Below are 14,271 nucleotides of genomic sequence, written 5' to 3'. Positions count from 1 at the left end.
AGACTAGCCCTCCCCATTCAAATGCCCCAAGGACTTCTGAGCCTCTTCCCTTTCCAGGAAGAATCCCAAAAGCTGGGCGAAAAATTCAATTTGCTGGGACTCCTGCAAATTCATGTGCTGGAAGTCCACCCCTTCAATCCAAAGCAAATAAGCAACCTGACCTGAACGCTTGATACTAACAGCGTAAGCTGGATAGCCAGCCAAGAGATCCGCATTCACCCACGAGGAGCCCTCCTGAATACGCGTAGCGACACGTGGAAGCGCCGATAAATCAATCTTTTGCGGCATCCCTTCCTGCTTGCCAACCACCAGATGGGCGGTTACTAACCCTTGATCAAAACGGTAAATCCCCATATCTCGGGCTTGAATCTTGGTATCCAACTGACTCAAGGCTTCAGAAAAGAGGGCCTCCCCCGGAGCCTGAGCCAGATGGTTGAAGAGGGTCGCGAAGTAACCAAAACCACCCCGTTCGCTCAGAATCTGATAACGCAAAGATTGTCGATCTTCGAGCACATGACGGTAATTTTCTTGCAAGGCTTGGTGTTCCGACATCAGAGCAGCCTGCTCCGCCCGCAAGGTTGCTTGCCGATCCAGGTTTTGCATCTGCAGGTAACCCGCTAAAGCTGTAGCCAGTACATAGGCCAAAAACTGTAGCCAAAACGCAGCCGAACTCAGCAGACTCAAAGCTTGCCCTTGAGCGAAGGCGACTTGAAGGAGCAGAACCACCCCCATAGCCAAGAATCCCTTCTTCATCCCCCGAGCCTGGGCCACAAGGACCAGATAAAGGAGTGGGAAGGAGAGAGAGAGGCTAAAAGACTGCTGGGCCACAAGCAACTGCAAGCCCTGGGCTAGCAAAGCTCCCAAAAGGAGAAGAACATAGTCCACCCAAGGGGCAGTTCCCTGGTCTACAGGAACCCAAACCTTTTCATCCACTCTAAGATCACCCAGCTGTGGTAGTAGAGCCATCACCTCTACTGGCTCAGACCACTGGTAGCGATCTGTTAGCCGATTCCCTTGGATAGGCTGGTACAGTTCTTGCTCCTGCCCTCGGAAGTAGATTTCGTAACCTGTTAACTCTTTATTTTTTTGCAAAATGTCCGCAATCTCCCCAAAAGTCGCCGGTTCACTTGGGAACCAGGTCAGGGTTTCTGTTTGGCCGTCCCAACTGTCTAGAACGCGGTAAATGAGTGAGGACAAGGTATCCAAGATTGCAAAGGGAGCTTCCTGATTCTCCCGCTCCATAAACTCCAACCGTCCTTGCACCTGGGCCTGTCCTAGAATCTTGGCAAAATAAGGCTCCTTCTCCCAGGTTGAAAAGAGGTACGGCAGCTGCAAGACCTTATAAGCTCGGCCTTGCCAAGACTCCAACAAATCCAACTCCAAATCCATCAACCCAGGTAGATTTGATTGAACTTGAGGACCTGTCAGATATAAGAATTTGCTAACGGAAGCCTTTCCAAGCGCCAAAGCAGCCAATAATTCCCGGAGGGAGGCAAGAGACTGGGCACTAGGATTTTTATAGGTCAAGTGATCCGAGAAAAAGACCACTTGCTGAAAATCATAGGCTTCCAAAATTTCAGTCAGACTGAAGGGACTCTGCGCAGGCGACACCACTGTCACCTGCTGGTCTGTCCCTGCACTTATCTCTGACTCTCCAAAAATGAAAACCGCTCCCTGAGGGAAACTTTCTTGAATAAAGGTCTCCGTTACATAAGACGTATTCCCTATTAACAAAGTCCGCATATTCTGGCTCCTACTTTCCTTTTCCAAACTTTTCCTAAATCTGATTGGGAAACCTTTAGAGACAGGGCCCCCCAATTTTATCAATATTCCTATTATACCATACTCTTCTATGGATTTTTGCAGCTATCTGAAAAAAGGCTGGGACAGAAGTCTCAACCTTTCGATTTTATACTGGACAAACTTCAAAATCGGAATACTCGAAAAATTTCAAAAAAATGACTAGGAAAGCCGATGATGGTAGAACTGAAGTTCACCGAAGAGGCTTGACAACGTCAGATTTTGAAATTTAATGAGTATTATACTCTTTTAGTTTATCTTTTATTACTGTGTTAGCTCGTCTTGCCGTACTTTAAGTTAGTATACTCAACTGTCCCACTCTCTTCACGAATCTTTATCCTGAAACACCTTCCACTCACGCGTCACCAGACAATTCCAGCTCATAGCTAATGGCGCTGAGCAGATAGAAGGGGGCGGTTTCAGCTCGGAGAATCCGAGGACCGAGGCCGACCAGCTGGGCACCGTATTCCTGATAGGAGCTAATCTCTTGAGGACTGATGCCCCCCTCTGGTCCGACAAGCACCAGCACCTTCTGCCCCGCCGTTAACTGGCGAAGCACCTGGGCCAGACGGCTTCTTTCGCCAGCTTTAGCTTCTTCTTCATAGGCCACCAAGACATGGTCAAATTGATCCATTCGTTCCAACAGTTCAGCCTGGTTGGCCAGCAGTTCCACCTGAGGAAGCAAGTCTCGCTTGCTTTGCTCAGCTGCTCCCAAGACCACCTTCCGCAATTTCTCCTGGCGCTTGGCTAATTTTTTCGCATCCCATTTGACCACTGACCATTGGCCAGGGAAGCCCCAAATTTGATGAACCCCTAGTTCGGTAGCTTTTTGGGCCACCAATTCTAGCTTATCCCCTTTGGGATAGGCGCAAGCCAAAGTCACCTGAACCGGCAATTCCTTATCAGCAGCTACAGGCTTCTCCAATTCGAAGAGAGCAGATTCCCGATCTGTCAGTTTTGCCTGCCATTTTTCTCCTTGGTCAAAAACAAAAATCAGCTGTTCCCCTTCCTGCAGGCGGAGCACAGAAAATAAATGTTTGAGGAGATCCTTATCCTGTACCTGGTAAGGGTTGCTAACCGGACCTTGGACAAAATATTGCTGCATACTAGCCTCCAATCACACCTTCTGGGTTTTGGGTCTTTTTAAAGATCCCCGCATTCCATTCCCCTTCAATCATCTGACGCTCTAGGTAGAAACCAGCAGCCTCTACCGCCTCCCGAACCATGGTCCACTTATCCGCAATGATTCCACTCATGATCAAGTAACCTTCTTCTTCCAAGAGACGGTAGGCATCCTCCGTCAGCAAGACTAGAATATCCGCTAAAATATTGGCAACAATCACCTGGGCTCGCTCTTCTACCCCAACCAAGAGGTTACCCGCAGCTACCTGAATCTGGTCAGAACCCGGGTTCAAATCAATGTTCTCCTGGGCCACTTTCACAGCTACCTCATCCAGATCATAGGCAAAGACCCGCTCTGCTCCCAACTGAACAGCCGCAATGGATAGAACCCCACTACCGGTTCCCACGTCTAGAACCCGTTCACCCCCACGAAGGACCTGTTCCAGTGCATAGAGACTCAATTTCGTGGTTGGATGGGTACCGGTTCCAAAAGCCATCCCCGGATCCAACCGTAACAATTTCTCACCTGGACTAGGCTGATAATCTTCTGTCCAAGAAGGGACAATGGTTAACTGGTGACTAATCCGAGCTGGCTCATAGTATTTCTTCCAATTCTCAGCCCAGTCTTCCTCTTCCAACTCTTGGGACTCAATTCGGATAGCCGTCTTATCAAAATCCACCTGCGCTGCCTCAATAGCGGTTTCTAAGTCCGTCCACAGAACTGACAAGTCAACCTGTTCCGGATAGTAAGCACGGATGGTCACTGTCGGCAGAACATCTACCTCTGGCAACAATTCTCCGAAGCCATCTTCCTGTCGCTGAAATTCTTGACTGTCCTCAATCGCCACCCCCTGGGCACCCAGACCAATCAAGAGGTCACTCATCCACTCTTCTCCCTCACGATTTACCACAACCGCTAATTCTTGCCACATCCTTTTTTCCTCCTAATAACGCGGATACGGGTAACGAAGTCCCTCTTCCACTTGCTCCAAACCACGATCAAATGCCGCTTGATCCCAAACCAACTCAAAATCTGCCGCTTCTTCATCTTGTAAAAAATCAAAGATGGCGTCCAAACCAGACTCGGCTAGATCTGACAAAAATTGTACAAAGTAAGTTAAAAACTCACGGGAAAACCCAACCTTAGGATCATAGGGCAGAACCGTCAGATAATCTGCCGCCTCATAGCGGGACTTGGCTGGATTGACAAACAAAAGCGACTCCTCTAACAAAAGCTCTTCCGCAAAAACCTGGTCCTCCTCATCAAGTAGAGCCACCTGCTCCTGATTGGCAATCTCCAACAAAAACGACAACTGAATCGCATGGTTCCGCTTATCCCATTGAATCTCATAATCAAAGGGAAAGGCCTTGTCCATCTCCTGGTCAAGAACCTCAATAAATCCATATTTAGCCATGGGGTGAGTCTCCTTCTCTGTGCTATAATAGTAGTTATTATTCTACCACAAGATTGAAGGAGGACGAAAGTCGTGAATCAAAACCTGGCCCTGAACATGCGCCCCACCAACCTAGACCAAATCGTCGGCCAATCCCACCTGGTCGGCCCTGGAAAAGTCCTCCGCCGCATGGTTGAAGCCGGTAAACTCTTCTCCATGATTCTGTACGGACCTCCCGGAATTGGAAAAACCAGCATTGCCAGCGCTCTAGCTGGCAGCACTGGTCAGGTATTCCGCACCTTCAATGCCACCACCGACACCAAACAACGCATGAAGGAAATCGCCGAAGAAGCCCGCTTCTCCGGCAGTTTGGTTCTCCTCCTAGACGAGATCCACCGCCTCAACAAAGACAAACAGGACTTCTTCCTGCCTCTTCTAGAAAGCGGTCAATTAACCATCATCGGAGCCACTACCGAAAACCCCTTCTATTCCATCAACCCCGCCATTCGCTCCAGACTTCAAATCTTCGAACTCAAACCCCTGACCACAGACGAAATGAAGGCCGGCATCCAAGCCGCCCTCCAAGACCCTAACCGTGGCTTTGACTTCCCCGTCCAACTGACCTCTGAGGCCTTAACCTTCCTCAGCCAGGTCAGCAACGGAGACCTTCGTGCAGCCTACAATACCCTAGAATTAGCGGCTCTCTCAACCCCCAAAAACGAAGAGGGCCAAGTCCACCTTGACTTGAATATCCTCAAAGAATGCTTGCAAAGCAGCCACCTCACCCTAGACAAGGACGGCGACGGCCACTATGACCTCCTCTCTGCCCTCCAAAAGTCAATCCGCGGCAGTGATGTCGACGCCAGCCTCCACTACGGTGCCCGCCTCATTAAAGGCGGTGACCTAGACAGCCTAGCCCGCCGCCTCACTGTCATCGCTTACGAAGATATCGGCTTAGCGAACCCACAAGCACAAATCCACACCGTCACCGGATTGGAAGCTGCCAAACGCATCGGCCTCCCCGAAGCTCGAATTATCATCGCCAATATCATTGTTGACCTAGCCCTCTCCCCTAAGTCCAACTCCGCCTACGCAGCCATGAACCAAGCCTTGGCCGATCTTGAAAACTTCGGCTCCCTTCCAATTCCAGACCATCTCCGAAGCGGAACCCATGCCGGAAACAAGCTACAACCTTATCTCTACCCCCACGATTACCCTGACAAGTGGGTAGACCAAGACTACCTTCCAACCCCCCTCAAAAATCGCCACTATTTCCAACCCAACCAAACCGGACGCTACGAAAAAGCCTTGGCCGCACGCAAGGACTGGATTGACAAAGCTAAAGCCAAAACATGATGGCGGTTTCACTTTTTTAACTTTTTCTCTTGCCAATTTTAAAAAAAGTGGTATCATATATATAAAGATAGGCTGTGGTGTGCGAATTCATACCTAAGTGTTGACCGACTATTTTTTGTATAACCCGGGAGACAAAGACATCTAACCGCGTGCAGGCCGTTCCACACGGAAGCAGCTTCAGTTAGAGCATGTCACCCACCTGCTTATTTGCGCGGGTTCAATACAAACCATGAATTTTCGGCACCAATACAGCTATTTCCTTCCTTAGCTCAGCTGGTAGAGCAGCGGACTCTTAATCCGTGGGTCGCAGGTTCGATCCCTGCAGGGAGGATACGAATACAGACGAAAAAGCCTATTTTGTAGGCTTTTTTTGATACTCTTTTATGATTTGTCCGCCGTGTGTCCGTTTCCTGTGAAACTCGATTATTCAATCACTTCTTTCCGAAAAATTGGTATTTTTGGGAAGATAAAAACAACAATTTACAATAATACTAAAAGAGACTGCTTTCACAATCTCTTTTCTAAAAAAATCTATGATGTACACGTCTACTTAAAAATAGATGAAGCAAAAATATCTTTAAGTGCATTTACATCATTAAGAATATCTTCTGCAGAATTAACATTGAAATCTCTTTCCACTAGAACATATTCTAAATTAGTTAAAAAAGGTTTCACATATTTTACCGCTTCAAGTATTTCATCATCTAAATTATTAAAATGTGTGTCCTGATACACCCCTCTTTCATCTATCGTAAGACCAGATACATGCATTACTTTAACTTTATCAAAAGGATAAGATTCTACATACTGCTTAAAATCTTTATTATTCCTTTTACATGTAATATACATATTTGTTATATCAAGCATTAAAGAAACATTTGTTGATTGAATAACTTTATCAATAAATTCTGACTCAGTATATTGATCATTAGTTAATTCTGTTTGAGTAATATTTTCTATCAAAAAATTTTCAGGAAAATATTCAGCAATAGTAGGTAAATTATTTTGAAAAATCTCTAAACTCCTATCATTATATTCAATTTGTTGAACAGCAGTTAAATAAACATTGTCAATATAAGAATAGGCAATATAGTCAGAAAAATATTTAGAATTAAGAAATTCAGACACATAAAAATATTTATCTAGCATATCCTCTTGAGGTCCTTCAGGAGAAAATATTGATGTCCTTAAACAATGCAATCCCAAATCAATATTATTCAATCCAGATAATTCTTTAATATGCTTCATATCTTTAATATCCGTAATTTCTGGCATAATCTCTAAAAAATTTACATTTTTCACTAAAAGATCCAAAAATTGATTATGGATATGAGGTCTGTAACAAACACCGATTTTCATAAATACTTTTCCTTCCTAAATAATAAATAAAAGATAACAAGCAGATTTAAAACAAATAATCCTATTTCTAAAAAAGTTGCTTCCCTTCCAAATAAAGATAAAAGAATTGAAAAGAATGAACCATTTACAGTCAATGTTTGTAAAATGTACTTCATATCATTTTCTTGATTAACCTGTAAAAAATACTTTCTAACTTTAATTCCCAAAGAAATAAGACAGGCAGTTAAAAAACTAAAAATTATCGCTTGTAAAATTGGAAATATAGACAAAATTCGCAGAGAGAAAAATAATACAAACAATAATAAAGCAATATATTCAATAACAGTAGAAGTAAATAGCCACATGTGCTTTTTCTGAAGTTGAATTAATAAAATCGAAGTAATCCCCGGTAATAAGAAAGGTAACCACGAAATTGTATCCAGTCCACCTTCAATAAACGTTTTCGTAATCAAGGGAATCCAAATTACCATAGTTGTACCTGTAATCCCCAATAACAGGTATGATTCCTTTCCTAGAATCCCAACCTGCCTTTGAACAGATTCTAATTGAACCTTTTCGGTTAAAGAAAAACTAAAAAGAGAATTAAAAAAAAGGAAAATCATACAAAGATATAAAAAAAACATCCTCAAACTATCCCCTGATAATAAAATCCCTAAAAAGAACCCCAACATTTTAGAACCATTTCTTAAAAGTTGAATATTAAAAAAACCCGTGGTCAAGCTTAACTCTACTTTTAAAATTTGTTCTTGCAATATCAAAGCCATACAACTTATAAGAAGCGTAATCACAGAATACATCAATAAATAAAGTTCTAGCTGATCCTTAAAACTTATCAAACCAAAAAACATTGAACAAATCAAGAACGTAATCCAAGAGTAATTCCTTAAAGATATACTTTGAATCACAGTTGTTTTCTTTAGACCTAACAGTAACAAAAGATCTATTACAGAAGAAATCAGTAAAATTAACAATGTGTTTTGATTATTAAAACGAATCAAAGTACCAGTCATAAAGGAATAGAAAAAACCTGAAATTAATAAATTTAAAAAATAAACACAGTATATTTTCTTATCATTAGAGAGATCCATAACATCCATACTCCTTCAAAATACCATACTCTTTCATCAAATATTTTAGTTCTTGTTCAGATACCGTAAATCCAAAAATTTCATCATCTTTTCTAAAAAAAACCGACGTAGGAATCACTTTTCATCATATAAATCGCATTTCGATTAAATAATAAACTTCTTGCTGCATACCTCAATACAGATTTACAAATTTCAAAATCAACATGTGAATTGATCAAAAAATTAACAAATGAAATATAAAAATATAAAGTAAATCTCCCATTTTCTTTAAAAAATAAATAAAAAACTCTATTAAAATCTAGCTCGACATCCAATAACTGAGGATGCCTCTCCAAGATCGTGTATCTAAATTTCATTTCAGAACCCAGAGAACTAAATATCATATCTTTTCTATCCATGATACATCCTTCCTATACTTAAAAAGAGATGCAATAAATTGCATCTCCTAAACTATACCTAGGTAAGACTTACTTCCAGTCATAACAAGTTTTTTGTCCAATTCCTTTTTGTTTTGAAGATACTTCCGTAATGGTACGTTCAAAATCATAGCGTGTTTCTTGTGATGCTTGTTTCAGAGTTGTTGCTTTTTCAGTAATCATTGTCAGTACTCCTTTTTCTTATTTTTTGTAACCGTCTACAATAATAGTATATATCCCACATGTATATTTGTCAATAAAATTCTGAATATTTTTTATTTTTTGTATTTAGTATAAATTTAATTATAAAATCTTTGTTCATTGTGTATTTGGTAAATAAAATTACTTGTCCGTTTTTTTTGCCCATCTAAATTTCTTAAAAATACTCATTTAACTCAACTTTCACACTTCTCAAAATCGCTTTAAATCAACATTTTTAATCATTATCTCGAAATAATTACAAAAAATTCAGCCTGCAGGGGGCAGATGAATACAGACGAAAAAGCCTAGTTTATAGGCTTTTTTTGATACTCTTTTCACTTAGCATGCTTACTTCTATCTTAACTTATACTTCACTTGAACTTTCTTCCATTTCCCCAATCTCTCCAATCTTAGGTAGACTTCGGAAGGAGGAACTTAGCAAGAGCGATAGGGAAAGCAAGAGCAGGCTTGCTCCACAAATCACCATCATAGTGGAGGCACCAAGGTTTCTCACGAATAGGTCTCCTAGTAAAGAAGCTAGAGGCACACTGCTTTGCAGCAGGGTCACATTTATCGTATGCACCCGTCCGATCATCTCTTGTGGAGGCAATTTTTGGAAGAGTACAGAGTAAGCCACATTTACCACACCATTGAAAAGATCTGAAAGGAGGGTAAGGAGCATCATGAGCAGGAGTACATGAATTCGGAGGCTGACTACCGCTAACATCCAAGCAAGCCCAGTAACTGAGTAAAAAAAGACAACCAAATAACCAGTTCGAATGCAGGTTGACACAAACTCACTCAAGCCAGATCCCAGCATAGCACCGATCCTTAACAGTAGTAACAAGAGGCCATAAACTGTTGGTGTCTGAAAGTTTAGGCTGGTAAACTCCGGCAAGCTCTCATAAAAGATTGTATAGATACAATTCATCAGCAAAATCGGGAAAAGAAGCCTTCGCACCAGTGGTTGCCGCACGAAAGCCAATCCTTCTTTGAGTCCCTTTGCATAGTTGCCCCAGAAGTCCCTCTTTTCCTGACCTATCTTATTTGGGTGGTTAGAAGTCTTTATTCGTTTAAAACAAAAGAAAGCTAGAAAGAAAATAAGGCTCGTCAGACCAAAGAGCTGATTGAGACTAAACAGGGACAGGATAAGAGCAGAAATAGCATTAAAAAATAAATCTGCACCTGTGCTAGACATCATCAGTCAGGAATTCGCTCTGGTTAACTCTTCTTGAGCTACCATTCGAGGCAGGAGAGCCTCACCTACCGGATAAAGATACTCCGAAGCCGTCGCCAATACTGGAATGGCGAGCAATAGAAACCAGAGTTTAAAGCCTAGTCAATGACTTACAAGGCTGAGGATTAAGAGAGCCAGAACAAGAAGACCTGATAGAGTCCTCAATAATCACCTCTGATCTCGACGATCCACAATAGGACCCCAGAACATTCCAAGCAAAACTGGCAGAGAAAACAGGACGCTGGCAACTCCCGTATAAAATGAATCTTGAGTTACTTGATACAAGTACCACATACAAATCATGTAGACCAAGCTATCCCCTAGATTCAAAAACAATCGGCCCATAAACAAACGCCTAAAATCTGAATTTTTCACAATTCCTCCTAAAAACTACCGCTCCTCCTTTCGGTTCCTCTGGTAGGCCCAAATTGCTAGAAAAGCCGCCAGGCCAAACCAAATCAACAAAGCCAAAAGGGATATGAATTTCACACTACCCGTCACCAAGAATGTGTGGCTAGCTCCCATTAAACTAAGATCGATGAATCCTTGGAGCCAAGTCCAATCCACATAAAACATAGGTAAGAGGCAAGAAAGTAAAAACAAGACCATGGAAACAATAGTTGCTTGGGCAATATTCTTCAAGAACAAGCCTATGGCCAAACCAACTAGCAAATAGGTTACCACAGTTACAAATAACAAGGCAAAGTAAAGTAACCAATTCGTAACCGGTAAACCAAATAGGAATGGGGTCACACTCCCCAGAATAATCGCCGCTCCAAAAGGGATGAGTGCTGTTGATAGCAGATACTCCCCTACTGTCACTCCCACAAGCGACAAGGTCCGAAGATTCCGTTTCTGTTTCTCCTCTGCAGCTATAGCACAAGCAAAAACTGCTGCGTTGGCATAGGTAAGACCCCCTAATAAGAGTCCAGATACGAGAAGAGCCATACCTGCTTCTTCTTCTCTCCCCCCCATCATTTCAACGAGAATCCGAAACAAATAAGCATCCACATAAGGGGATATCAGATAGACAAATAACAAAAACTTATTGCTTTGTAATAATTGCCAACGTAACCAAAGTAGGCTCTTTACTCTATGATTCATGTAGGGATGCTCCTGTCAGTTTGATAAAAATCGCTTCTAAATCCATTTCCGTTGAATCCATTCCAATCACCTGATCCGAAAAGTACTGGCTGACCTCAGCTCGTGGAACGACTCTTGATTGGCCATCCCGATAGCGAATTGTAACCAAATCCTCATTGGGTACCTGACGTTCCCGAATCTCCTCCAGTGTCCCAGACTCCACAATCCGCCCCTTATGAAGCAAAACCAAGCGGTCACAAAGGCGAGTCGCCTCTTCCATATTATGAGTCGTCAGAAAAATTCCAACACCTGCTTCTTTCAATTCCAGCAGCAAGTCTTGAATCTTTCTAGTCAAACTTGGATCCAAACCGGATGTTGGTTCGTCCAAGAATAACAATTGAGGACGATAAAGCACCGCCCGAATCAGCATCATTCGCTGCTTCATCCCCGTCGATAGCTTAGACGCCCGAACATCCCGTTCCTCCCATAACTCTAAGCGCTTCAACAAGGCATCCACCTCTTTCATTGGAATTTGAAAGAAGCGAGCAAAAAAAGTCAGATTTTGATAAACCGTTAAGGTTTCATAAAAACCAAGAGCATCACTCATCAAACCCATTTGGGCAAAATCCTCCGCCCCTAGGTCTTTCACATCCTTGTCGAAAACCTGAACCAGACCCGCATCCGGATCCACCTGTCCCGTCAAGATCCCAATGGTTGTTGACTTCCCCGAACCAGATGGCCCTAAAAATCCCAAAATTTCTCCACTGGCCAGTTCCAAGTCAACCTTATCCAAAGCCACTTTCTGACCAAAACTCTTTTTCAATCCTACTATACGGATCATACAGGACATCCCTTCTTATTTTTTACAAAATATTGTAACAAAAATGAGGATTGAAAAAAAGAGCATGAAATTTTTCACACGACTATTCAGGTAGCTTTACCAAAGTATTTTTTAACTGTTCAGGTTGAGTTAGCATCAACAAATGGTCTTGAGGATGAATCAGATGATGAGGTAAAGCTAACGGAATATGGGAAAAAAGAATCACCTTTTCAGTTTGATTGACAGCTGGTAACAGGGCTTCTTGACTATCAAAGCCGGAGTACAGACCCAAGTAATTGATGGCAGCTCGGTTCCCCAAACGAACACGATAAGCAGATTCTTCCTTTTGTAGATTTTTGAATAAAATCGAGGCAACTTCCTCCCCTACTGGAGAATCTGAGCTAACCATTTCATCCAGATAAGCTTCTTGGGTTGAAAAAGTCTCTTTTTGATTTTCAAACAATACGGGCAATTGTTGTAAATCAGGAATTTCATCAAACCCATCAATCAAAATGAGAGCATTCAGCTGAGTGGGATGTTTTTGGAGATAGTCTAACAAAACTGGAACTCCAAAAGAAACAGCAATCACAATTTTGGGAGATTCTAGAGTATCTAGTTGGGTTGCTTTTTTTTGTCGGATAGCGTCTTTAGAAATCGTCGGAAAACTAGTCTCCAAAAATTCCAAACTTGTCCAATTATAGTCTTTTATTTGAAAATAACACAGTAAAAAAGCGCAAAAAACACTATCTGTGTTATACTTAAGGTGAACATATTTAAAAATGTCTTAAAGGTGTTGCCGCATCCCTAATGCTTTTACTGCTTCATAAGTTTGATGTGTTTTCAAAAGTTTGTAGACAATTCTTAGTATCTTATGAGCACAAGCGATAACAGCCTTCATCTTACTTCCTCTTTGGGAAACTCGCAGGACCAATTTCTGCTAAGATAACAGCAGCTGCGTTTTCGCTTACGCCAGGTACAGTCAATAATAATTGATATTCTTCGGGGAAGTGTTTATTTATATAGGATTTAATATGCTTGTCCAAATCCTCAATGAGACTCTGTATCATGCGATATTGTATTAGACTTTGTGACATGAGAAAACAGTCCTCGCTGGAGAGCTTTCCATTCATGGCTTCAACCAAGTCTATAGCTTGAGCTTTGACACGACCGTGCATGCAAGCTCTAACACTCTCTTCATCAATGACTTCTCCGTTTATGAATAATTCCAGTAAAGCCTGACCGGTTTTTGAAAATATGTCAGAAAGAAAGCTTGTTCATTTAATATTGGATCTCTGAAGAAGATTATGAATCTCATTTTTAATCTGAGTAAGGCTCTCTTTATAGGACCGATATCTTCGAGTTAGTAGGCGAAGCTCCATAACTTCAGGTGTGGGTAAATAGGATGATTCAATTAAACCACAGCGGCCCAGTTGTGCTAACCATTCGGCATCTTTCATATCTGTTTTCCGACCCGGAACATTTTTGACTCGTTGTGGATGTGCCAAGGAGAATTCCAAACTAGATTCAGAAAAAATATTAACCCAAATTATTCATACCTAACTTAAAAACCTTCCAGAAACCGTATTGATCACAGGGTTTCTGGAAGGTTTTGCTTTTCACCCATTGGGTGAAACATTCGACTAGACAAAAAAGGATTTCCCCTTTATGATATAAGTGCAAAAAAAAATAAAAAGAAAGGAAATCCACATGTTCAGTCTAACAAATAATAATGCTAAAAACAATAATTTTTCTTTTGAGGGAGGAAATCTAACGAATTATGGCGGACTGATTCTCTTTAAAGAATTGTTTGAGGTCTTGAAGCTGACTGAGTTAATTTCCAAATATTTAGTCACTAATGATCAACGCCATTCCCCTCTTTACTCAGACACAATGATTGTTATCCAACTCATTTTTCAAATTCTAGCGGGTCATGATACAGACTATGCCTGTCAAGAATTGAAAGATGATGCTTATTTCTATCAGCTGCTAGAGTCGAAACAAGTTGCCTCTCAATCAACCCTGTCGCGTTTCTTTTCACGTGCAACGGAAGAAACTGTTGAGGCTTTAAGACAGCTTAATTTTGAACTAATCCAACTCTTTTTACAATTTCATCAGTTGGATAATCTTATCATTGATGTCGATTCAACTCATTTTACAACTTATGGGAAGCAAGAAGGTTCGGATTACAATGCCCATTACCGTGCTACAGGCTACCATCCTCTCTATGCTTTTGAAAGTCAAACGGGCTATTGTTTCAATGCTCAGTTGCGTCCTGGAAATCACTATTGTTCCCATGGAGCAGTGGATTTTCTTCAACCTATTTTAAAAGGTTTTAAACAGTTACTTTTCCGTATGGACAGCGGTTTTGCCTCTCCACAAATCTACACGTCTATTG

General features: G+C 41.7%; 16 protein-coding genes, 1 tRNA gene and 1 other RNA gene. 4 read left to right on the top strand and 14 right to left on the bottom strand.

The window, feature by feature from the left end:
* Window positions 1–3 precede the first annotated feature (3 nt).
* The 4 genes from I2503_RS01775 to I2503_RS01760 form a co-directional block, all read right to left on the bottom strand.
* On the bottom strand, window positions 4–1,743 hold the full coding sequence (locus I2503_RS01775; protein ID WP_196966828.1) for a hypothetical protein: 1,740 nt from the start codon (window positions 1,741–1,743) through the stop codon (window positions 4–6).
* Window positions 1,744–2,155: 412 nt separating this feature from the next.
* The gene (locus I2503_RS01770) at window positions 2,156–2,905 is read right to left on the bottom strand and encodes a 16S rRNA (uracil(1498)-N(3))-methyltransferase (RefSeq protein ID WP_196966827.1); all 750 of its coding nucleotides are present in this window, start codon (window positions 2,903–2,905) and stop codon (window positions 2,156–2,158) included.
* Between the two features lies 1 nt (window position 2,906).
* Window positions 2,907–3,854 (bottom strand): 50S ribosomal protein L11 methyltransferase, encoded by a 948-nt coding sequence (prmA, locus tag I2503_RS01765; protein WP_196966826.1) that lies wholly within the window; start codon window positions 3,852–3,854, stop codon window positions 2,907–2,909.
* Between the two features lie 12 nt (window positions 3,855–3,866).
* A complete protein-coding gene (locus I2503_RS01760; RefSeq protein WP_196966825.1) occupies window positions 3,867–4,337 on the bottom strand; it encodes a DUF3013 family protein in 471 nt (156 codons plus the stop codon).
* A gap of 72 nt (window positions 4,338–4,409) precedes the next feature.
* On the opposite strand from I2503_RS01760, the gene I2503_RS01755 reads away from it, so the two are divergent.
* From I2503_RS01755 to I2503_RS01745, 3 genes are all read left to right on the top strand, one after another.
* Window positions 4,410–5,672, top strand: coding sequence for a replication-associated recombination protein A (locus I2503_RS01755; RefSeq protein WP_196966824.1), 1,263 nt, complete (start codon window positions 4,410–4,412; stop codon window positions 5,670–5,672).
* 66 nt (window positions 5,673–5,738) lie between these two features.
* Window positions 5,739–5,931, top strand: a non-coding RNA gene (gene ssrS, locus I2503_RS01750) — 6S RNA.
* Window positions 5,931–6,003: transfer RNA gene (locus I2503_RS01745), tRNA-Lys, on the top strand. The genes ssrS and I2503_RS01745 overlap by 1 nt, the downstream gene beginning before the upstream one ends.
* Before the next feature lie 215 nt (window positions 6,004–6,218).
* Here the strand turns inward: I2503_RS01745 and I2503_RS01740 are convergent.
* The 10 genes from I2503_RS01740 to I2503_RS09555 all read right to left on the bottom strand — a co-directional run bounded on the left by I2503_RS01740 (window position 6,219) and on the right by I2503_RS09555 (window position 13,381).
* Window positions 6,219–7,031, bottom strand: a complete 813-nt coding sequence (locus tag I2503_RS01740) for a DUF692 family multinuclear iron-containing protein (RefSeq protein WP_196966823.1) — start codon at window positions 7,029–7,031, stop codon at window positions 6,219–6,221.
* Window positions 7,028–8,128: a hypothetical protein gene (locus I2503_RS01735; RefSeq protein ID WP_196966822.1), complete on the bottom strand. Its 1,101-nt coding sequence runs from the start codon at window positions 8,126–8,128 to the stop codon at window positions 7,028–7,030. The genes I2503_RS01740 and I2503_RS01735 overlap by 4 nt, the downstream gene beginning before the upstream one ends.
* Before the next feature lie 458 nt (window positions 8,129–8,586).
* On the bottom strand, window positions 8,587–8,718 hold the full coding sequence (locus tag I2503_RS09755) for a hypothetical protein (RefSeq protein ID WP_282097720.1): 132 nt from the start codon (window positions 8,716–8,718) through the stop codon (window positions 8,587–8,589).
* Between the two features lie 382 nt (window positions 8,719–9,100).
* On the bottom strand, window positions 9,101–9,934 hold the full coding sequence (locus I2503_RS01730; RefSeq protein WP_247644661.1) for an MFS transporter: 834 nt from the start codon (window positions 9,932–9,934) through the stop codon (window positions 9,101–9,103).
* Between the two features lie 207 nt (window positions 9,935–10,141).
* Complete coding sequence (locus tag I2503_RS01725; RefSeq protein WP_196966820.1) at window positions 10,142–10,348, bottom strand: hypothetical protein; 207 nt, start codon at window positions 10,346–10,348, stop codon at window positions 10,142–10,144.
* A gap of 15 nt (window positions 10,349–10,363) precedes the next feature.
* Window positions 10,364–11,077 carry an ABC transporter permease gene (locus tag I2503_RS01720; protein ID WP_196966819.1) on the bottom strand — a complete coding sequence of 238 codons (714 nt, stop codon included), beginning with the start codon at window positions 11,075–11,077 and terminating at the stop codon, window positions 10,364–10,366.
* Entirely contained in the window at window positions 11,067–11,897 is an 831-nt protein-coding gene (locus I2503_RS01715; protein WP_196966818.1) for an ABC transporter ATP-binding protein, read from the bottom strand. The genes I2503_RS01720 and I2503_RS01715 overlap by 11 nt, the downstream gene beginning before the upstream one ends.
* A gap of 82 nt (window positions 11,898–11,979) precedes the next feature.
* Window positions 11,980–12,552 (bottom strand): hypothetical protein, encoded by a 573-nt coding sequence (locus tag I2503_RS01710; RefSeq protein ID WP_196966817.1) that lies wholly within the window; start codon window positions 12,550–12,552, stop codon window positions 11,980–11,982.
* A 223-nt stretch (window positions 12,553–12,775) separates the two neighbouring features.
* Window positions 12,776–13,051, bottom strand: coding sequence for a hypothetical protein (locus tag I2503_RS01705; protein ID WP_247644660.1), 276 nt, complete (start codon window positions 13,049–13,051; stop codon window positions 12,776–12,778).
* Between the two features lie 99 nt (window positions 13,052–13,150).
* A complete protein-coding gene (locus I2503_RS09555; RefSeq protein WP_247644659.1) occupies window positions 13,151–13,381 on the bottom strand; it encodes a transposase in 231 nt (76 codons plus the stop codon).
* Between the two features lie 202 nt (window positions 13,382–13,583).
* On the opposite strand from I2503_RS09555, the gene I2503_RS01695 reads away from it, so the two are divergent.
* Window positions 13,584–14,271 (top strand): IS1380 family transposase (locus I2503_RS01695; RefSeq protein ID WP_196966815.1); only part of this gene is annotated, 688 nt, incomplete at its 3' end.

This window comes from Streptococcus sp. NLN64 (assembly GCF_015831295.1).
Classification (GTDB): Bacteria; Bacillota; Bacilli; order Lactobacillales; family Streptococcaceae; genus Streptococcus.
This window is presented reverse-complemented; position numbering and strand designations above follow the sequence as displayed.